Origin of the sequence: Bartonella sp. AA97HXZ (assembly GCF_042196985.1) — a bacterium.
Lineage (GTDB): Bacteria > Pseudomonadota > Alphaproteobacteria > Rhizobiales > Rhizobiaceae > Bartonella.
In genome coordinates, this window is sequence record NZ_JBHIRC010000002.1 from 62,797 (window position 1) to 82,845 (window position 20,049).

The 20,049-nt window shown below is 38.8% G+C and carries 18 protein-coding genes; 5 read left to right on the plus strand and 13 right to left on the minus strand.

Features of this window, described 5'->3' with window-relative positions; all coding sequences use genetic code 11:
- The 10 genes from cyoD to acnA form a co-directional block, all read right to left on the minus strand.
- A partial coding sequence (gene cyoD, locus ACFINE_RS01700) for a cytochrome o ubiquinol oxidase subunit IV (RefSeq protein WP_375620957.1) occupies positions 1-601 on the minus strand: 601 nt, incomplete at its 3' end.
- A complete protein-coding gene (locus ACFINE_RS01705) occupies positions 601-1,269 on the minus strand; it encodes a cytochrome (ubi)quinol oxidase subunit III (RefSeq protein WP_375617543.1) in 669 nt (222 codons plus the stop codon). The genes ACFINE_RS01705 and cyoD, both read right to left, overlap by 1 nt.
- Positions 1,266-3,284, minus strand: a complete 2,019-nt coding sequence (gene cyoB / locus ACFINE_RS01710) for a cytochrome o ubiquinol oxidase subunit I (protein ID WP_375611433.1) — start codon at positions 3,282-3,284, stop codon at positions 1,266-1,268. The genes ACFINE_RS01705 and cyoB overlap by 4 nt, the downstream gene beginning before the upstream one ends.
- Before the next feature lie 76 nt (positions 3,285-3,360).
- The gene (cyoA, locus tag ACFINE_RS01715) at positions 3,361-4,332 is read right to left on the minus strand and encodes a ubiquinol oxidase subunit II (protein WP_375620837.1); all 972 of its coding nucleotides are present in this window, start codon (positions 4,330-4,332) and stop codon (positions 3,361-3,363) included.
- A gap of 130 nt (positions 4,333-4,462) precedes the next feature.
- Positions 4,463-4,915 (minus strand): type II 3-dehydroquinate dehydratase, encoded by a 453-nt coding sequence (gene aroQ / locus ACFINE_RS01720; RefSeq protein WP_375611431.1) that lies wholly within the window; start codon positions 4,913-4,915, stop codon positions 4,463-4,465.
- 54 nt (positions 4,916-4,969) lie between these two features.
- The gene (gene recF / locus ACFINE_RS01725; protein WP_375611469.1) at positions 4,970-6,103 is read right to left on the minus strand and encodes a DNA replication/repair protein RecF; all 1,134 of its coding nucleotides are present in this window, start codon (positions 6,101-6,103) and stop codon (positions 4,970-4,972) included.
- A gap of 20 nt (positions 6,104-6,123) precedes the next feature.
- Entirely contained in the window at positions 6,124-7,245 is a 1,122-nt protein-coding gene (dnaN, locus tag ACFINE_RS01730) for a DNA polymerase III subunit beta (protein WP_375620838.1), read from the minus strand.
- 186 nt (positions 7,246-7,431) lie between these two features.
- A complete protein-coding gene (gene dnaA, locus ACFINE_RS01735; protein WP_375620839.1) occupies positions 7,432-9,003 on the minus strand; it encodes a chromosomal replication initiator protein DnaA in 1,572 nt (523 codons plus the stop codon).
- A 701-nt stretch (positions 9,004-9,704) separates the two neighbouring features.
- Positions 9,705-9,971: a 30S ribosomal protein S20 gene (gene rpsT, locus ACFINE_RS01740; protein ID WP_375620840.1), complete on the minus strand. Its 267-nt coding sequence runs from the start codon at positions 9,969-9,971 to the stop codon at positions 9,705-9,707.
- Between the two features lie 237 nt (positions 9,972-10,208).
- Complete coding sequence (gene acnA, locus ACFINE_RS01745) at positions 10,209-12,896, minus strand: aconitate hydratase AcnA (RefSeq protein ID WP_375612829.1); 2,688 nt, start codon at positions 12,894-12,896, stop codon at positions 10,209-10,211.
- Positions 12,897-13,191: 295 nt separating this feature from the next.
- Here acnA and ccmA point away from each other — a divergent pair, with 295 nt between their 5' ends.
- Genes ccmA through ACFINE_RS01770 form a run of 5 tightly spaced genes read left to right on the plus strand, consistent with a single transcriptional unit; the run spans position 13,192 to position 16,113 of the window.
- The gene (gene ccmA, locus ACFINE_RS01750; protein WP_375611428.1) at positions 13,192-13,803 is read left to right on the plus strand and encodes a heme ABC exporter ATP-binding protein CcmA; all 612 of its coding nucleotides are present in this window, start codon (positions 13,192-13,194) and stop codon (positions 13,801-13,803) included.
- Positions 13,804-13,814: 11 nt separating this feature from the next.
- A complete protein-coding gene (gene ccmB / locus ACFINE_RS01755; protein ID WP_375611427.1) occupies positions 13,815-14,480 on the plus strand; it encodes a heme exporter protein CcmB in 666 nt (221 codons plus the stop codon).
- Positions 14,481-14,526: 46 nt separating this feature from the next.
- On the plus strand, positions 14,527-15,306 hold the full coding sequence (locus ACFINE_RS01760; RefSeq protein ID WP_375611426.1) for a heme ABC transporter permease: 780 nt from the start codon (positions 14,527-14,529) through the stop codon (positions 15,304-15,306).
- A complete protein-coding gene (locus ACFINE_RS01765) occupies positions 15,294-15,545 on the plus strand; it encodes a hypothetical protein (RefSeq protein WP_375612828.1) in 252 nt (83 codons plus the stop codon). Before ACFINE_RS01760 ends, ACFINE_RS01765 begins: the two co-directional genes overlap by 13 nt.
- Complete coding sequence (locus tag ACFINE_RS01770) at positions 15,520-16,113, plus strand: DsbE family thiol:disulfide interchange protein (RefSeq protein ID WP_375620841.1); 594 nt, start codon at positions 15,520-15,522, stop codon at positions 16,111-16,113. Before ACFINE_RS01765 ends, ACFINE_RS01770 begins: the two co-directional genes overlap by 26 nt.
- A gap of 710 nt (positions 16,114-16,823) precedes the next feature.
- On the opposite strand, the gene ACFINE_RS01775 is transcribed toward ACFINE_RS01770, so the two are convergent.
- Genes ACFINE_RS01775 through ACFINE_RS01785 form a run of 3 tightly spaced genes read right to left on the minus strand, consistent with a single transcriptional unit; the run spans position 16,824 to position 19,987 of the window.
- Positions 16,824-17,804, minus strand: coding sequence for an Hsp33 family molecular chaperone (locus ACFINE_RS01775; RefSeq protein ID WP_375620842.1), 981 nt, complete (start codon positions 17,802-17,804; stop codon positions 16,824-16,826).
- 36 nt (positions 17,805-17,840) lie between these two features.
- Complete coding sequence (gene argF, locus ACFINE_RS01780; RefSeq protein WP_375620843.1) at positions 17,841-18,776, minus strand: ornithine carbamoyltransferase; 936 nt, start codon at positions 18,774-18,776, stop codon at positions 17,841-17,843.
- A complete protein-coding gene (locus ACFINE_RS01785; protein WP_375620958.1) occupies positions 18,773-19,987 on the minus strand; it encodes an aspartate aminotransferase family protein in 1,215 nt (404 codons plus the stop codon). Before ACFINE_RS01785 ends, argF begins: the two co-directional genes overlap by 4 nt.
- Between the last annotated feature and the right edge of the window lie 62 nt (positions 19,988-20,049).

Below are 20,049 nucleotides of genomic sequence, written 5' to 3' on the forward strand. Positions count from 1 at the left end.
CAGGAGTTTGCGTACTTAGACCCTGCCCCATGGGCATTTCTGAACCAGGTGCTTGATCTACAGGAGTTTGCGTACTTAGACCCTGCCCCATGGGCATTTCTGAACCAGGTGCTTGATCTACAGGAGTTTGCGTACTTGCACCTTGCTCCATCGAAACCTCTGAGCCCTGTATCCTTTCTGGCTGTTTTCTTACGGAGATATCTTTGTTTGATAACTGCTCAGACACTGAAGAATCATCTCTACTTGATATTTCCGGTTCAATAACACGTCCTGAACCACCCATCATATTATAATTCAAATGAGAAATAGCCCACCAAGTTCCCCCAATAATAACAAAAATGCAAATAGCAGCAAACCACAACGCGCTTAAATTCCACTTGGCGTCTGGACCAGAATTCAAGTGCAAAAAGAAAACAATTTGTACTATAATCTGAATAATCGCCATCCCAATAAGATACGCAACCTTTGTACTAACTGCCCAACTTTCCATCATTCCATACATCACAGGAATAAAAGAACCCAAAGTGAAAAATACAGCTAGAATAAAACCAACCAAATAGGAACCAGTACTGGGACCATGTGTTTCATTTTGCACGCTCATCACAACGCTCCTAATAGATAAACCATGGTGAAAACACCAATCCATACAATATCAAGTAAATGCCAAAAAATGGAAAGACATGCTAAACGTGTTTTATTGTTCTGATCCAAGCCATTACGACGAAGATGAAAAAACATCACAACCATCCAAAGAAGGCCAACACTTACGTGAAGTCCATGGGTGCCAACCAAAGCAAAAAATGCTGACCAATAAGCAGAGAGAATTTCCCGTCCAAAAAGCTGTAAACCTGTTGCAGGATCAATACCCGCATAAGCATTTGGATCAAAATAAAAAACCTCACTCAAAAGTTCATGAAATTCGTAAAGTTCCATACCAATGAAGCAACACCCCAATACAAAGGTAATAGCCATCCATAAACGCACACCACTGATGTTATTTTTATGTGCTTGTACCATTGCAAAGCCATAAGTGACGGACGAAAACAACAAGAAAGCAGTCTCAACCAAAACAAACTTTAAATCTATAAACTCACTGCCCGCTTTACCACCACCATAAGAAGCAGAAAATACAGCAAAACTTGAAAACAGTGTCGAAAACAGGATTAAGTCTGAAAGAATATAGACCCAAAAACCAAACGTCATTACCGAGCTACTATCGTGGTGAAGTTCATCTATAGTACTCGCGTTATTCATTGTTACAGCACTCATACTGTCACTCCTTGTTCTTTAAGAACAGCCGTAAAGGCATCTTCAGTTTTTTGCACTTCTTCAGCTGGAATATAGTAACCATGATGATCACCTGTTAATGAATGACACACAAGCGTTGCAATAAAACCAACCAGTCCAACCGCAACAAGCCACCAAATATGCCAAACAAGCGCAAAACCAACAACTAATGAGAAGAAGCCAGCAATAATTCCAGCCGATGTATTCGATGGCATATGAATTTTTGTAAATCCACTTGTCGGCCGTTGATAACCACTTTTCTTCATATTCCAATAAGCATCATCAGACTGTATCTTTGGAAGGAGGGCAAAATTATAAGAAGGAGGCGGTGAAGAGGTAAACCATTCAAGTGTACGTGCATCACCCCAAGAATCATTTAATGTTACCGGTAAGTGCCCTTTATGCTTAATACCGTACCAAATCGCCAAAACAACCTGTAGCACAAAACAAAGGATACCAAGTAAGATAATACAAGCACCCAATGCAGCAATAATAAACATCGGCTGCCAACTAGGTTCCATGTAATGCTGCAAACGACGCGTCGCCCCCATTAAACCAAGCGCATAAACGGGGAAAAAGGCAAGGTAAAAACCAATAAACCAACACCAAAAAGATGTAATACCTAGTATGCGATTTGGTTTATAACCAAAAACTTTTGGAAACCAAAATGCAATCCCTGCTAAGTACGCAAAAACCACACCTCCAATAATTGTATGATGGAAATGTGCTATCAAAAAGAGCGAATTATGAAACTGCCAATCAGCAGGAACAATAGATAATAAAACACCTGTTAATCCACCACCAACAAATGTAAAGATCATACCCATGCACCAAAGCATAGGAGGCTCAAAGCGAATCCGACCTCTATACATCGTAAGCAGCCAATTAAAAACTTTTACACCGGTTGGAACTGCAATAATCATCGTAGCAATACTAAAGAAGGTATTTACAGCTTCACCCCCACCCATTGTGAAGAAATGATGTCCCCAAACAAGAAGCGAAAGAATCAAAATAACCAACATGGCCCATATCATTGAAGTATAACCAAAGAGGCGTTTTGAAGAAAAAGTTGATACAACTTCAGAAACAATTCCAAAAGCAGGAACAACCAAAACATAAACCTCAGGATGACCAAAAACCCAAACATAGTTAATCCATACCATCGGATTTCCGCCACCAACATTGGTAAAGAAATTCATGTTCAAATAACGATCACATGCCAAGAGTGCAAATGCTACAGCCAAAACAGGATAAATGACTACAATAAGAACATTGCTGACAAAAGCACTCCAACAAAAAATAGGCATTCTCATCATTGTCATTCCAGGAGCACGCATTTTAATCATCGTTGCAATAAAATTCACTGATCCCATTGTTGTTGCAATACCAGAAAGCTGAAGTGACCATAAATAATAATCTACCCCTGTATCTGGACTCGTTTGCAATTCTGTAAAAGGTGGATACATCAACCAACCACCACGACCAAAATTCCCAACACCTAGGGATATGTTAATCAATATCGCCCCTGCAGCCGTAATCCAAAAACCTAGATTATTTGCAAAGGGAAAAGCAACATCACGCGCACCAATTTGAAGTGGTATAAGATAATTAAAAAGACCAAATAAAATAGGCGTGGCCATGAAAAAAATCATGATCGTACCATGCGCCGAAAAAATTTGATCAAAATGCTCAGGGGGCAAATAACCTGCTGTTTCACTCCCAAGAGCTAAAGCTTGATGCGTTCGCATCATAAGTGCGTCCGCAAAACCGCGAACAAGCATAATAATTCCAAGAACGATGTACATAATACCTATGCGTTTATGGTCAACCGTTGTAATCCAATTTCGCCATAGAATCCCCCACCACCCAAGTACTGTTAGAGCAATAACAGCAATTAAACCAACCAAAACAATCGCAATACATGTATACAAAACGATCGGTTCATGTGCAAGCGCATGAAAAGCACCTGCCGTAGGATCTGTAAGTCTTCCAAACATTTCTCAACCCATTTCAAATGAAATTCAAGTTTAAAAGAAACCTTTGTTAAAAGGGCTCTTTACTTTATTGACTCTGTTAAATAACATCAGGATCAAATACTGAACATAGTGCACCCCATAGCGTCTGAGCAGCAGCACGTTTCATTAAATCTTCATTACATACCGTCTTTTCATCGATACATCGATTAACAACACGATAGTAAAGCCGCTTCTCAACAGGTGCAAAATAACGAACTTCAGCATCTTTTTCCTTCGCAGCAATATCACCCATACGAGGCGCAATAGAAAGTTGACGATAAGATGAACGATCAAGTACTCGACCATTAGCCCGAGCTTTTACAATCCAATCCTCAAAATCCTGCAAAGACACAGAATGCCACTTAAACCGCATACCCGAAAAACCATCACCACTATAATTTGCTGAGGCTCCTTTGAATACTCCTTGCTCTTCAGCGACCAAATGCAACTTAGCATTCATCTGCGGCATAGCGTAAAGAACTGTACCCAATTTGGGAACCCAAAAAGCATTGACAGAATTCTCTGACGTCAATTGCAATAAAACTTGACGTCCTTCAGGCGCATAAATCTCATTAATCGATGCAACACCGTATTCAGGATAAATAAAAAGCCATTTCCAATCAAGAGCAACAGCATCAATCTGTAATGGCTTTCCTTCACCTACAACTTCCACTGGAAGAGGATTTGTAGGTTCAAGCTTATAGGTATAATAAGCTGTTAATGAACCTAAAACCATTACAATTACAACTGGAATACCCCACATCAATGCTTCAATTTTATTTGAATGTGCCCAATCAGGAGAATAGTCCGCTTTCATATTCGATGCACGATATTTTATAGCTAAAAATACCACACTCACCATAACTGGGATAACAATACAAAGCATCACCACCACACAAACAACGATCAAAATGAGCTGTTGACGTGCAACATAACCTGATGGCTGCATAACATCAATTTTACAACCAGACAAAAGCAGTGCTCCCCCTAAAATCACAAGCATTTCTAATTGTCTAACAAAGCTTTTCATCTCTATTTACCCCCGTCATACGCACTAAAAACTGTCATAAATATATACCTCACATTGTACAGATTTGAAAATAATTATCAAGAGAATTAAATGCCTATATTACTCTTATTAAACGCTTACTCTTTACCTATCACAATTTAATTGTTTTGCTTAATTGTTTTGCAATATACTCAAGTGCAAACCGATATCCATCACCTCCACACCCAGTTATGATAGCGTCTACACCTGCAGATGTATAAGAATGGTGACGAAAAGCTTCACGCTGATAAATATGAGATAAATGAACTTCTACTTTCGGCCCTGAAAACATTTTTAGGGCATCAAGAAGTGCAACAGATGTATGACTGTAAGCCGCTGGGTTAATGATCAATCCAGAACTTGCCTCTATTGCTTCTTGTATCCATGCCACTAATTGCCCTTCATAGTTACTTTGATAAAAATTTATTATAATATCATTTTTTTTTGCCCATTCTCTGCATCTTTTTTCAATATCTTCTAGAGTTTCAGTTCCATAAATTTCTGGCTCACGTTGACCTAGAAAATTTAAATTAGGACCATTTAAAATCGTTATTATCTCTGACATAGCAAGCCTTTTCTTTCAGACCTATCACTTATTAAAAAAATATTTAGCATGTTTTTACGGCAATAAAGCTCCATCCTTAATCTCAAAGAATTCTGCGCGTCCTTTTAAGTCATCAAATAAAAGACGATCTGTTCCTGTCATAAATGTTTGTACAGCTAAATCATCAAGAATATCAAATAGAGCAGCACGTCGATGCGAATCAAGATGGGCAGCCATTTCATCAAGAAGAAGAATGGGAGATCTTTCCGACATCATACCTGTTAGACGTGCATGACACAAAACTAAACCTGTTAGCAGCGCTTTTTGTTCACCTGTTGAACAAGATGTTGCTGCTCTATTTTTATCAGCATAAAAAACCTGCAAATCTGCACGATGTGGTCCTTCTAACGTCCGACCAGCAGCACGATCCATTGCGCGATTATGCCGCAATCGATCACAAAATTGTTCTTCAACTTCAGTTGCTGATATTTCACTAAGAGCTGTTTCTAAAAAACCATCAATTTGCAAAAAAGCTCGTGGAAAAGGTATCTGTGAAGGCATTTGTGTAAACATGTCATTTAAAAGACGAATAACATCAACACGCGCCGCAGAAATAGCTGTCGCCAATTCTGCCATTTGCTTTTCTAAAGCATCAAACCAAGCACAATCTTCATTTCCATCTAAAAACAAACGATTACGTGCGCGCATAGCTCTATCATAATCGGCTATGCGGCGCCTATGCAAGGGATCAATCGCCAAAACCATACGGTCCAAAAAACTACGGCGCTCAAGTGAAGGACCTGTAAAAAGACCATCCATAGACGGTGTTAGGACACTAATATGACAATAATCTGTTAGGCAATCACTCGACTCATTCACACCATTAATATGGACCTTTCGACTGTTATCGCTAACCTCAAAAGCTGTACCAATCTTTACTTCACCATAAAGAGCGCATTCAAGACGCGCAAATACAACAAATCCTCCACCACCACCATCTACAAAACTAACGTCAGAATAAACAGCACGCCGCAAACCACGACCAGGAGAAAGAAAAGATAACGCCTCTAAAAGATTCGTCTTACCAGCACCATTATGCCCAGTAAAAACCACATGCTGACCAGAAAAATGAATATTGAAAAAAGAATAATTGCGATAACGTAAAAGCTTCAGCTGTCTCACTGCCACTTTGTGCACATGACTGGCTATGCATTGCAAAACAACTGCCCCTAAACGCGAATAGGCATCAGTACATAGAGCACATCCGCATCATCATTATCACGAATCAGAGCTGGTGCTCCAGCCTCAGCCAACATAAAAACCATCTCATCACTTGAAAGCTGCCCAGCAATATCCAAAAGATAACGTGAATTAAATCCTATCTCAAGCGGTTCAGATGCATAAGTTACTGATAATTGATCTTCTGCACTGCCCGAATCTGGGCTATTAACAACAAGCCTTAACTGTCCATGCTCAATCGTTAATTTAACTGCACGCCCCCGATCACTTGAAATCGTTGAAACACGATCAACTGCAGAAGAAAAGTCCTGCCTATTAACAATTAATTCTTTATCATTTCCAAGAGGGATAACACGTTGATAATCTGGAAATGTTCCATCAATTAATTTTGATGTAAAAATCACAGAGCCTATAGAAAAACGAATTTTTGTCTCCGAAAGCTCTATACATACATCGCTATCATTTTCTTCTGAAAGAAGTTTTTGCAATTCTCCTACAGCTTTACGGGGAACAATAACACCAGGCATTCCCTCAACTCCCGAAGGAGCTTCCATCTCAACTTGTGCCAAACGATGACCATCAGTTGCAACCAAACGCAATTTCAAAACACCATCATTAATAATATGGAAATAAATACCATTAAGATAATAACGGGTTTCTTCAGTAGAAATAGCAAATTGTGTACAATCAAGTAAATGTTTTAAGCCTGATGCCGATAGAGAAAAACGATAACCAAATTGCCCAGGAAGAGACTCTGGAAAGTCTGCCCTCGGAAGACATTGAAGCTGAAAATGTGCACAACCCGAAACAATGGACATTGTACCTGCTTGATTCTCATCGAGGGATAATACAACTTCATTGCTATCAGGAAGTTTTCGAATGATATCATAGAGCAAATGTGCCGGAACAGTTGTTGCTCCAGCTTGTTTAACATTAACTGCAAAAGATTCCATAACCTCTAAATCAAGGTCTGTTGCTTTTAACTGTACACGGCCATTTTCTGCATCAATCAACACATTCGATAAAATAGGAACAGTATTACGGCGCTCTACCACACGGTGAACCCGACCAAGAGACTTGAGAAATTGACTGCGATCAACTGTAATACGCATAAAAGCCCCGTATGATTTACTAAAAACTATAAGAATTCCTTAGAATTAAAGAATAGATCCCTTTAGAGAATCGCCTGCTAGAGTTTATTAAACCTCTCTTAAAATGACAAGTCACTCCTGCATAAGAAAAAATAAATCTTTTCATTAAATTCTTTAAAGTCTCTCCAAAGAAAGAAACGATAAACACTATACCGCCTGTTCTCCAATCAACCGCTTAAGCAACTCAAGTTCCTTAGCCAAGGTCTGATCACCACAAACCAAATCTTCAATTTTACGCACAGCGTGTAAAACTGTTGTATGATCTCGCCCACCAAAACGGCGCCCAATTTCTGGTAATGAGCGAGGAGTTAATACTTTTGCTAAATACATTGCAACTTGCCGTGGCTTCACAACCGTACGTGTTCGACGATTAGATAACAAGTCCTGTTTAGAAACATTATAATGGCGTGCTACCGTACGCTGAATTTCTTCAATCCGAATACGCTTAGGTTCACCAGGACGTGTCAAATGACCTAATAATTCATCAATCCGCTCTAAAGATAAATCAGACTCAAAAGATTGACGAAACAAGAGCTGATTAAACGCACCTTCAATATCACGCCCCGACCCTAAAACCGTTTTCGCAATATATTCCAAGATATCATCAGAAATTGATACCATGCCATCATCTTGTTGTGCCACCTTCAACCGCTGGCGCAACATTTGCAAACGCATTTCATAATCTGGTGCTTCAATTTCAAGAGCTACCCCTCCCTGAAGACGAGAGCGAACGCGAAGATCAAGCGATTCTAATTCTGCTGGTGGACGATCTGCAGCGACAACAACCTGTTTTGCACTATCAAGTAACATATTAAGCAAATGGCAAAACTCATGTTGTATCGACTTACCCTGCAAAAACTGCATATCATCAATAATCAAAAGATCGATATCACGAAGCTGTTCTTTAAAAGAAAGAGCATCATTATCACGAATAGCTGTTGCAAAACGCCACATAAAATATTCAGCAGTTAAATAAATAACGCGCACAGACGTTAAACGCTTCAATGCAGAAGCAGCAATCGCTTGAAGCAAATGTGTTTTTCCTAAGCCAACAGATGCGTGAATAAAAAGAGGATTAAAACGTAAGGCACTTTTATGCCCCTCTGCAATGGAACGCGCAGCTGCTAAAGCAACACGATTAGAAGCCCCCTCAACAAAACTTTCAAAAGTATAGCGAGAATCAAGTGGAGATCCAAAAACTCCCGTTTGAGAATTCTTAACTGAATGCTCTGCGCAACTTTCAACAAACGATGAAGTCGCCTGCTCCTCTAGCACAACAGGAGGAACACTTCTTTTACAAACGACATCTCTTGAAACGCGTTCCATACCACGAACAATAACTTCAACACGAAGAATTGCTGAATTCTCTTGTTTCCATAAATGAGTCAAAAGAGAACCATAGTGATTATTAATCCATGAACGTAAAAAAGCAGTAGGAACAGAAAGCTTTACAAGAGTATGACTATATTCAGCAAGCTTCACACGTCCAAACCAACTGGTATAAGCCTCAACACCAACCTGCACCTTTAATTGCGCCATAACACGTATAAAAGCCGCCGCACTTTCCTCCTCTGAAACAATAGAATGCCCTATAGAAGCATTTCTACAAACGTTCTCATCACTTTCCGTCATCCTATTCTTTATTATGTTCTCTGCCGACAGGATATTTACCGAAACCCTTTTAAAGGAACTAGCTTTAGAGTTCAATTTATCCACCATCTTCCATCCTGATAAAAATAAAATTTTGTCCTGCCAAACAACTAAAATAAATCTAGCGAAGGCAAAACGCCCTACCCCAAATAAGATTACTCACCCTCCCCTAGGATAGCCTCATCACAACCCTACTAACAAAGATGACCAATAAGATTTACTTGCACTCATGATATGACCCACCCTTCTAAAATGGTAAACATATCCATTAAGAAAACTAAAAAACCGTCAGAAAACCTCTCCAACACAAAAGTTTCGAAAAGCCTAAATCAAAACATCTTGTATTCAACAAAATACAGAATAATGCGCTGATGTGACCCCTTCATGCTTCTTAGTCTTCATAAGAACCATACAAAACAGCAGAGGTAAAATGCAAGAGGTCAAAATAAAATCAAAAAACCCGAAAAAAATGCTTATATTAATGAGGACTGAAAAAAATATTGATTCAATTCATTTTTTTTCTCTAAATTTACCAATAATTAAAGAATCTCTTCAGATTTAAAAAAAAAAATAAAATGCTTGACAAAAAAGACTCTGTACAAATCCACAAAGCTTGTGGATAACCATACCTCCCCCTATAAACTTTCTCTCCTTTTTCAAGTGGAGAATCATTATCGATTCTTATTTTCAATAGAAACTTTTTGAAATAATAAACAAAAAGCCAGCATCCTCATGGATACTGGCTTTGTTCTCAATTAAAGGAGAAAAGCTTAAACGCTGAGAGCCTTCAAACGTTTAGCTAAACGTGATACTTTCCTCGCAGCAGCATTTTTATGAAAAATCCCTTTAGAAACTGCACGCATAATTTCAGGCTCAAAATTCTTAAATGCAATCTCTGCAGATGCCTTATCCCCACCCGCTAAAGCGTCATCAAACTTACGTATAAAAGTACGAACGCGTGAACGGCGGGCCTTATTAACCTGTGTGCGCGCCGCAACCTTGCGCACCGCTTTTCGAGCAGAAGGTGTATTCGCCATAAATATAATCTCTCTTTCAACACCTTGGTAAAATGAGTCTCAATAACAACTCTACCAATATAAATAAATCCAACCCAAGCAAAACTATAAAGCTGCCTATAACCGTGTGGATTATAGCGCAATCCTAAAGCTAACGTCAATTAGATTTTCAAAGATAGCCATAAAAAAACGAAGCTAAACTCTTTGATCCGCAACTTTATAGCTTAATAATAGATATTCCTTAACAAACAAAAGAATTTAAACGGCTAACTTACGCAAGACATATTGCAAAATTCCACCATGATGCAAATAATCTAGCTCATCTTCAGTATCAACACGGCATAATAATGGAACGGTTTTTACCGTACCATCAGAAAAAGTAATTTTCGCTACAGTCTTTTGACGAGGTTTCAAGTTATGAATCCCTTCAATTGTCACCTTTTCATCTCCCTTTAAGCCTAAAGATTTCCAACTTAGCCCCTCCTCAAAGACAAAAGGGACAATGCCCATACCAACAAGATTAGAGCGATGAATCCTTTCAAAAGACTGCACAATCACTGCTTTGACACCAAGAAGATTGGTTCCCTTGGCAGCCCAATCGCGGGATGATCCATTACCATATTCAATACCTGCAAAAACAACGAGTGGAATACCTTCTTGTTTATACGCCATTGCTGCATCGTAAATAGTTTGTTCTACCGCTGACGGATAATGAACCGTATAACCTCCTTCTCGACCATTTTCCCCTAACATGAAATTACGAATGCGAATATTGGCAAAGGTCCCACGCACCATAACTTCATGATTCCCACGACGCGTTCCATACTGATTAAAATCAGCCACTTTAACACCATGATCCATTAAATATTTTCCGGCAGGAGAAGCTGCTTTAATAGAACCAGCAGGAGAAATATGATCCGTCGTGATTTTATCACCAAATAAACCTAAAATCCGTGCATCTTTAATATCTGGTAAGATATCAGGTGTTTTCTGCATATCATCGAAATAAGGTGGATTGCGTACATAGGTGGATTGCTCATCCCAAGAATAGGTAGAACCCGTAGGAATCTGAACTTTTTGCCAATTTTCATCTCCCTTAAAAACATCTGCATACTTTTCGGCAAAAACCTTCCGCGTGACATTTTTTTCGATAAACTCCTGTATTTCTTGAGAAGTTGGCCAAATATCTCTCAAATAAATGGGGTGGCCATTTGAATCTTCACCTAGAGGCTCCTTGGTTAAATCTTTACACACCGTCCCGATGAGCGCATGTGCAACAACTAATGGTGGTGAAGCTAAATAATTCGCTTGCACATCAGGGGAAACACGCCCTTCAAAATTACGATTTCCTGAAAGAACCGCAGATGCAATTATACCATTGTCATTAATCGTTTTGGAAATAGCTGGATGCAAAGGACCAGAATTCCCAATACATGTTGTGCACCCAAATCCTACTAAGTTAAATCCTAATGCATCTAAATCTTTTTGCAGACCCGAATTTTGAAGGTAAGCTTCAACGACTTGTGAACCAGGTGCAAGAGAAGTTTTTACCCATGGTTTACTCTTAAGACCCTTTGCCACAGCATTTCGTGCCAAAAGACCCGCTGCAATAAGAACACTTGGATTCGATGTATTCGTACACGACGTAATCGCAGCGATCACCACATCACCGTGACCAAGCGTATATTCTTCACCCTCAACCTGATAACGCTTATCTTGTCCAGAAGTCTTCTTATAGTCTTCGACCAATGCCTTCTCAAAACCCTGCCCAACATTTTCCAATGCAATACGTCCTTCAGGACGTTTAGGACCAGCCATAGAAGGGACAACGGTTCCCATATCTAATTCAATTGTATCACTAAAAATGGGATGAGCCACCATTTCATCATGCCACATCCCTTGTGCTTTGGTGTAAGCCTCCACTAAGGCAATCCGACTTTCATCACGCCCTGTCATATTGAGATAACGCACTGTCTCCTTATCAATTGGGAAAAAACCACACGTTGCTCCATATTCAGGTGCCATATTTCCAATCGTTGCCCGATCAGCAAGCGTCATATGCTCCAAACCAGGACCAAAAAACTCAACAAATTTACCGACAACACCCTTCCGACGTAGCATTTGGGTCACCGTTAATACGAGATCGGTGGCTGTTACACCTTCCTTAAGTTTACCTGTTAGACGAAAACCAATCACTTCAGGTAACAACATAGAAACAGGTTGGCCTAACATTGCTGCTTCTGCTTCAATACCACCCACACCCCAACCTAAAACCCCTAAACCATTTACCATAGTCGTATGCGAATCAGTTCCCACACAGGTGTCAGGATAAATCGTCTCACAGCCCTCTTCATTCTTCATCCATACACATTGTGCTAAATATTCTAAGTTAACCTGATGACAAATCCCTGTTCCTGGAGGAACAACGCGAAAATTTTGAAAGGCTTGTTGCCCCCATTTAAGGAAACGATAGCGTTCACCATTGCGTTCATATTCATGCTCAACGTTTTCCTTAAAAGCCATGGAATTGCCAAAAGCATCAACAATAACTGAGTGATCAATGATGAGATCAACGGGAATGAGAGGATTAATTTTTTCAGCGTTACCGCCAAGTTTAACCATAGCATCACGCATTGCAGAAAGATCAACAACTGCTGGAACACCTGTAAAATCCTGCATAAGAACACGTGCAGGACGGTAAGCAATTTCTGCCCCAGCGCTCCCTTTGTCGTTTAACCACTTAGCAACATTGAAGATATCCTCTTTTTTAACTGTGCGACCATCTTCAAATCGCAATAAATTTTCGAGAATAACTTTCATCGAAAACGGTAAACGAGAAACACCTTCAAGTCCGTTCTTCTCCGCTTCAATCAAGCTATAATAAGTATATTCTTTGCCACCAACATTTAATACTCTACGACAATTAAAGCTATCAATTTGAGTCATGACTGTCCACCCTCATACTATAACCACCCAATTTCCAGGAATGAACAACACAAACTACGAGTCAAGGTCGCAGCTTGAGCGCAGACGCAATTACCTCCGCCATCCATTTCCCCCTCCACCCTCTAGGCATAATGCGGAAATCAGCGCCAGAAACCATTTTACACCAGATATTGATGTAAGGTATCCCTTATAGAACTATTTCTAGAACTATTCTAGGTACAATTGCATAAAAAATGTGTTTTTTATTCTATAATGCAATAAAGAATATGAAAATAAAAACAAAATAGGCAATCACATGGTGTTATCAGGCAAAGATTTAGCCGCTTACAGAAACGAGGAAATTCTGTTTCAAGGTCTTTCTTTTTGTTTATTTTCACAGCAACTTATGACAATCACCGGTCCTAATGGTATCGGAAAGTCTACATTACTCCGAATCATTGTCGGTCTTCTTGAGGCTGCTGAAGGTCATATAATACTTAAAGACCATGATCAAATATACCCTGTTGCAACTGCTTGTCATTATCTTGGTCCTCAAAATGCTATGAAACCTCTCTTATCTGTCATTGATAATTTGCAATTTTGGGCAGATTTTTACGGTCAACATTTACGTTTTGCGCATGAAGCTCTTGCCGATATTGGTCTTTCTAACCTTGAACATTTACCCTTTAACGCTCTGTCAACTGGACAACAAAGACGCGTAGCTATTGCTCGCCTTTTGCTCTCCTATCGTCCTCTTTGGATTTTAGATGAACCAATATCTGGGCTTGATAACCATGCTCAAAAACTCCTTGCTCGTATTTTCCAGCGTCATCTCAATCAAGGTGGTATGATTATCGCTGCAACTCATAATTCCATAGGCATTCCAGAAAACCATAAAATCGCTCTGGAAAAATTTTTACCTCTCTAGGAGAGAATAAAATGAAAGCACTGTTCTGGCGTGATCTTAAACTATTATTAGCGCTACAAGCCACTTCACTAACAGGATTATTGTTTTTTATCGCTGTTGTTGTCATAACCCCCTTTGCCATTGGACCAGATCCCAAAACTCTTGCACAAATAGGACCAGGTATATTGTGGTTTGGGGCCCTTCTTGCAGGACTCCTCAATCTGAACAAACTTTTCCAAATCGATCGCGATGATGGTAATCTCGACCAATTTATCCTTTCAGGAAAAAGACAAAGTTTTACACTAATTGTCTTTACAAAATGTCTTGCCCATTGGGTAGGAACAATGCTTCCTCTTATTTTTGCCACACCTATTTTAGCCCTCATGCTCCATTTAGATGTAGTAATAACTTTTACAACAATACTTACCCTTTTATGCGGAACACCAGCTATTATTTTTATTGGTGCTATAGGCGCTGCACTCGCAACCTCATTGTTGCACAGTACTTTGCTTATTTTTATCATTATCTTGCCGTGGATCATTCCAATTATGATTTTTGGTGTTTCCGCTGCTACAGCCCCAATAAACCCAAATACCTCTTTTCTCACTTCTCTAGCTCTTCTCAGCGCTTTTTCACTTCTTTTGAGTCTCTTTAGCTCTTTTGTTGCTGCGATAACGCTTAAACTTTTATCAGAATAATAAAAGATGATTGCCGCATAGCAAAACTCTGCCTATTATGAATTTTATGAATAAACTATCTCGTACATATAAAATCAGGTTACTCCCTGCAAGTTTCACCCTTTTCATGAAAATAAGCAGAGTCGTCTTACCTTGGTTGGCCGGCATAACATTGTGTTTCCTTATCTTAGGGCTTATTCTAGTGATGCATTCCCCTGATGACTATCAACAAGGCATTACTGTTAAGATTATGTACCTTCATGTACCCTTTGCGTGGTTGTCTACATTCTGCTATGTAACGATGAGTGCAGCGGCTTTAGGAAACCTGATTTGGAAATATCATCTTGCTGATGTAGCACTTAAATGTGGAGCGCCTATTGGGGCAATTTTTACCGCCTTGGCTCTCATGACAGGAGCGCTTTGGGGGCGACCTACATGGGGAACATGGTGGGTTTGGGATGCACGATTAACATCAGTTTTAATTCTGCTTTTTATCTATCTCTCCATTATCCTGCTTGGGCGTGCTTTTGACAACCAAGTAAAAGCCGCTCGTGCTACTGCAATTCTTACACTTGTTGGATTTGTTAATATCCCTGTTATTAAATTTTCCGTTAATTGGTGGAATACATTGCATCAACCAGCATCATTGTTACGTGCTGGAGGATCAACAATCGACAATGCTATGTTATGGCCCCTTATAACAATGCTCTTTTGTTTCATCTTTATGTTTATTGCTCTTTATTTGATGGCTATGCGAAATGAAATCAATCGTCATTATATCCGAATACTTCAGATTAAAAAATCCCGTCGTGCACAACAACAGGACGCTTCATCATGCTCGACCTAAATGGCATCCACGGCGGACTTTTAGGAAATCTATCTCAGAAAATTGATTTTTTCCTGAGCACCCTTAAACACGAGCAAATTGTTGTTTTAAGCTATGTGCTTTCTGCAATATCCCTCTTATGTCTTATTGGATATATTCTTTGCAAAGCCCTATACCAAAAAAAAATTCTCCAACAGCTAAACAAAAAAGAGCTGTCCCAAAAAGAAAAGTATAATGAAAAACATCCCTCTAAAACTTAAAAAAAATATATCTTTACCTGTTCTGCTTGTTTTTTTTGGACCATTTGTGCTTTTTCTTCTTCTCATGATGTTTTTTTTCAACTTTATGGATAAAAAACACCTTCAAGATTCTTCTCTTCTCCCAAACGCATTGGCTGAAAAACCTGCTCCCAATATTCATCTTCCTCTTCTTGATAAAGAAAGTTATCTCAATTCAAAACAGTTTAAAGGACGTGTTACATTGGTCAATTTTTGGGGCTCTTGGTGTTTGCCCTGTCGCGAAGAGCATCCTATTCTTATGCAAATTGCACAAGATAAACGTTTTGATCTGATTGGTATTAATTACAAAGACAATAAAACAAACGCCCTGCGCTTTTTAAACAGTTTTGGTAATCCTTTTAAATTTATTGGCTTTGATGTTTCAGGATATACAGCTATTGACTGGGGGGTGTATGGACCACCAGAAACCTTTCTCTTGAATAAAGAGAGTATTATTATTGCCAAACATGCTGGTCCCTTAACATGGCAAATTTATCAAAAAAAAATTCTACCAAAAATTGAACAAGCGATTATGACAGAAGACAAATAAAATATCGACATATTGATTTTAAATAATTTTTACCATTTTTATCTATTAAATGAAAACACCGAATACTATGAGATTTTTTCAAATTTCTTTATGTTGAATTAAAAAAATGTTTAAGAAAAGGCTAAAAATACTTTTTATGAATCATCTAAATATGAAAATAATTGGCAATATTTTAAGTTGAAAAATATAATAATGCAGACTTGTAAGTAAAAACATCCAGTTTTACCACGCTATGTATGCCGTTTTATAGAGCACCACCATTTTTACGCTTAATATAAATAGCAAGCTATTATCACCACACATTTATTTTGCCAGCTCTTGGGTATTACGACATAGCCTTGGCACTTGAGACGATTCAGAAGGATTTTTACACCTTTTTTCGTGTTTTACCCCCACGCCAGCTCTGCTTGTAACGTGCAAGCAAGTGATTTTAATTGATGCAATATAAAAGAGATTTGCCATGAGAGAACTTTACAATATTCTGGACTCTCATTCAACATGCAAAACGATAAATTACTATTATAAATCAATATATTGAAGGTACTGTATGATATTAATACTGATTGCAAAAGAAAGATCATTGGCATACATCGAAAAAAGCTAAAGAAAGAAATATTCTAGAAGTTCATATGAGCTTATGCGTAAACTTTTATGACGCAAATAAAATAGGCTTTTGTTGCAATCATCATTTTTTAATGAAAAATGTTTGATTATGTTTTTTCTTCCAAAAATTCTTGCGCTGTAAAACGATACATTTTTGAGCAAAATTCACATGTAACTGAAATATATTTATTTTGAACCATTTTATTGCGTTCATCAATAGAAAAGCCTTCTAGGATTCCTTTAATTTTTTCGTGTGAACAAGAACATTGATCAACAAGAGAAAAAGGGTTAAAAACTCTAACACCTTGTTCATGAAAAAGACGGAACAAGAGCTGTTTACTACCGACCTGGGGATCTGTTAATTCTGAACTTTCAATCGTTTTCATGAGTATTTTAGCTTCTTGCCATTGGTTATCCAATTGGATATGAGTTTTCGTTTCTTCTCGCTTGTGATGAGACGATGATTGGGGCAAAAGTTGGGTCAAAATACCTCCAGCTCGCCAGCTTTTCTGCGGTTTTCCTTGTTGGTCACGATTAATTAATATAGCAACAGCCAAACGGATATCGGTAGGAATTTGTTCTGATTGATCAAAATAAATACGAGAAGCTTCTTGTAAATTTGATCCATCTAATGCAACTATCCCTTGATAGGGTTGCATATGGGGACCTTGATCAATTGTGAAAGCTAAAGTGCCTTTTCCTAAAAGTATTTCTGAAGAGATTTGATTATTGTCTATGGCTTGTTTAAGCTGTTCTTTATCAAAACGAGCGTATCCACGTAAACTGGAAGGAGGCGAAAAATCGCACACCAACATATTAACTGGTCCATCGGAATGAGTTTGTAAAATAAATTTTCCCGTAAGTTTTAGAGAAGTTCCAAGCAGAACCGTTAAAAGTAAAGCTTCTGCTAGAAGATAAGAAACCGGTTCAGGGTATTGATGTCTTGTGAGAATAGAATTTAAAGTTTCCCCAAGTTGTACGGCACGTCCACGGATATCAAGTTCTTCAACTTGAAAGGGAATAACACTATCATCTTCATGCAAGAAGTTGTTGTTGAGAGAGGCTTCATCTTTAGCTTGTTCACTCATAGCTTTGCCTTTTTTATATAATTTGTTGTAGGGAGGCTATTGTGGAGAGAAAAACGCATTTTGTAAACACCAAGAAAGAATTGCTTTTTGAGCATGAAGACGATTTTCAGCCTCATCGAAAACAACGGAGTGCGGTCCATCAATCACAGAATCAACCACTTCTTCACCACGATGAGCAGGAAGACAATGCATAAAAAGAGCATCAGGTTTTGCTAATTTCATGAGAGATTCATTGACTTGATAAGGCTGAAAAATAGAACGACTGCGAGCACGAAATTCTTGTCCCATGGAGACCCATGTGTCGGTCATAATACAATCAGCATCTTGAGCTGCTTTTTGGGGATCATGGGTTAGCATAAGATGTGCTCCTCGCTCACGTGCCCAATGTATAAATTTTTCCTGTGGTTCACTGCCCTTTGGAGTAGCAATACGCAAATGAAAACCAAAAAGAGCTGCGGCTTCAATTAAGGAATGGAGCACATTATTACCATCCCCCATCCACGCAAATATTTTACCAGAAATAGGCCCCCGATGCTCCTCATAGGTTAAGATATCTGCTAGAATTTGGCAAGGATGTGTATCATCTGTAAGGGCATTAATGACAGGAATTTGTGCATATTGTGCCAATTCAAGCATACGTTGGTGTTTCGTTGTTCGCAATATCACAATATCCACAAAACGGGATAAAACGCGCGCCGTATCAGCTATGGTTTCACTATGACCAAGTTGCATCTCTGAACCCGTGAGCATGATCGTATCTCCGCCAAGCTGGCGCATACTGATATCGAATGAAATACGGGTTCGTGTGGATGGTTTTTCAAAAATCATCGCGAGTGTTTTACCTATAAAAGGTTTTGAACCTTTTCCTGCCTTAAAAGATGCTTTAAGAATTTTTGCATAATCAATCAGTGCACGTGCCATTGCTGGCGTTAAAATGGATAAATCCGTGAAATGACGAAGAGCATTTGTCATATGTGTGATATTTGTCTTTCTTTATTTATTTGCGAAAGATAGGAAATTGCTTTTTCAATACGATGCAAACTTTCATCTATTTCTTCTTCCCTAATGATAAGAGGAGGCAATAAGCGCACAACATTGTTGTTGGCTGCAACGCTTAAGAGATATTCATTTTCCAAAGCATTAACGACAAGATTTGAAGGCACAACACATTGAAGACCCAACATAAGCCCCATCCCCTGAACTGCGCAGATAATATCAGGATAGATATTGAGAATGTGCAAAAGCCCATTTTTTAGTTTATCACCCATGCGCTGAACATGGATGAGAAAACTTGGCTCTAACAAAACATCAAGAACACTATTTCCTACAGCCATTCCAAGCAAATTTCCTCCAAAGGTTGATCCATGCGTTCCAAGTATCATACTTTTTGCAACTTTATCCGTTGCAAGGCAAGCGCCCAATGGAAATCCACCTCCTAGTCCTTTTGCGAGGGTAAGAATATCAGGCGTGACATCACTCCATTCATAAGCAAAAAGCTTTCCTGTTCGTCCCATGCCCGTTTGCACTTCATCCAAAATCAACAACAGACCATTATCATCGCATATTTTACGCAAAAATCTTAAATATTCATGAGAAACCGTTCGTATTCCTCCTTCTCCTTGAATAGGTTCAATAAGAATAGCGGCGGTATTTTTATTAATAGCGTTACGCAAAGCGATTTCATCACAAAAAGGTACTTGAATAAATCCACCAGCTTTAGGTCCAAAGCCTTCAAGATACTTTTCATGCCCAGTCGCAGCAAGTGCAGCAAGTGTACGTCCATGAAATGCCCCTTCAAAAGTAATTATTTCAATGCGTTCTGAATGACCAGTAGCATAGTAATAATGACGTGCCGTTTTGAATGCGCACTCCAATGCTTCAGTGCCTGAATTGCAGAAAAAAACCTTATCCGCAAAACTATTTGCACAAAGCCGCGTGGCAAAAGATGCTTGTTCAGGAGATTGAAAAATATTAGAAACATGCCAAAGTTTTTCAGCTTGTATCTTGAGCGTATCAACCAATTTTGGATGTGAATATCCTAATGCATTAACAGCAATGCCAGATGTGAAATCAAGATAATGGTCTCCTTTATCGGAAATAAGCCATACACCATGCCCCTGTTCAAAATGCAAATTTCGTCTTGCGAAGCATTCATAAAGTGGTTGTATAGAGACGGCATCCATCATAATTCCCTTTATATTTTAGTCTTTTCAATATATATATAAAGCAACACTACAAATAAAAC

Coding starts and splice junctions, on each gene's coding strand:
- ACFINE_RS01770 (WP_375620841.1), top strand. CDS start 15,520: ATGAAAAACATCCCTCTAAAACTTAAAAAAAATATATCTTTACCTGTT.
- ACFINE_RS01760 (WP_375611426.1), top strand. CDS start 14,527: ATGAATAAACTATCTCGTACATATAAAATCAGGTTACTCCCTGCAAGT.
- acnA (WP_375612829.1), bottom strand. CDS start 12,896: ATGACTCAAATTGATAGCTTTAATTGTCGTAGAGTATTAAATGTTGGT.
- ACFINE_RS01775 (WP_375620842.1), bottom strand. CDS start 17,804: ATGAGTGAACAAGCTAAAGATGAAGCCTCTCTCAACAACAACTTCTTG.
- ACFINE_RS01785 (WP_375620958.1), bottom strand. CDS start 19,987: ATGGATGCCGTCTCTATACAACCACTTTATGAATGCTTCGCAAGACGA.
- cyoA (WP_375620837.1), bottom strand. CDS start 4,332: ATGAAAAGCTTTGTTAGACAATTAGAAATGCTTGTGATTTTAGGGGGA.
- dnaN (WP_375620838.1), bottom strand. CDS start 7,245: ATGCGTATTACAGTTGATCGCAGTCAATTTCTCAAGTCTCTTGGTCGG.
- rpsT (WP_375620840.1), bottom strand. CDS start 9,971: ATGGCGAATACACCTTCTGCTCGAAAAGCGGTGCGCAAGGTTGCGGCG.
- argF (WP_375620843.1), bottom strand. CDS start 18,776: ATGACAAATGCTCTTCGTCATTTCACGGATTTATCCATTTTAACGCCA.
- dnaA (WP_375620839.1), bottom strand. CDS start 9,003: ATGGTGGATAAATTGAACTCTAAAGCTAGTTCCTTTAAAAGGGTTTCG.
- cyoB (WP_375611433.1), bottom strand. CDS start 3,284: ATGTTTGGAAGACTTACAGATCCTACGGCAGGTGCTTTTCATGCGCTT.
- aroQ (WP_375611431.1), bottom strand. CDS start 4,915: ATGTCAGAGATAATAACGATTTTAAATGGTCCTAATTTAAATTTTCTA.
- ccmB (WP_375611427.1), top strand. CDS start 13,815: ATGAAAGCACTGTTCTGGCGTGATCTTAAACTATTATTAGCGCTACAA.
- ACFINE_RS01765 (WP_375612828.1), top strand. CDS start 15,294: ATGCTCGACCTAAATGGCATCCACGGCGGACTTTTAGGAAATCTATCT.
- ccmA (WP_375611428.1), top strand. CDS start 13,192: ATGGTGTTATCAGGCAAAGATTTAGCCGCTTACAGAAACGAGGAAATT.
- ACFINE_RS01705 (WP_375617543.1), bottom strand. CDS start 1,269: ATGAGTGCTGTAACAATGAATAACGCGAGTACTATAGATGAACTTCAC.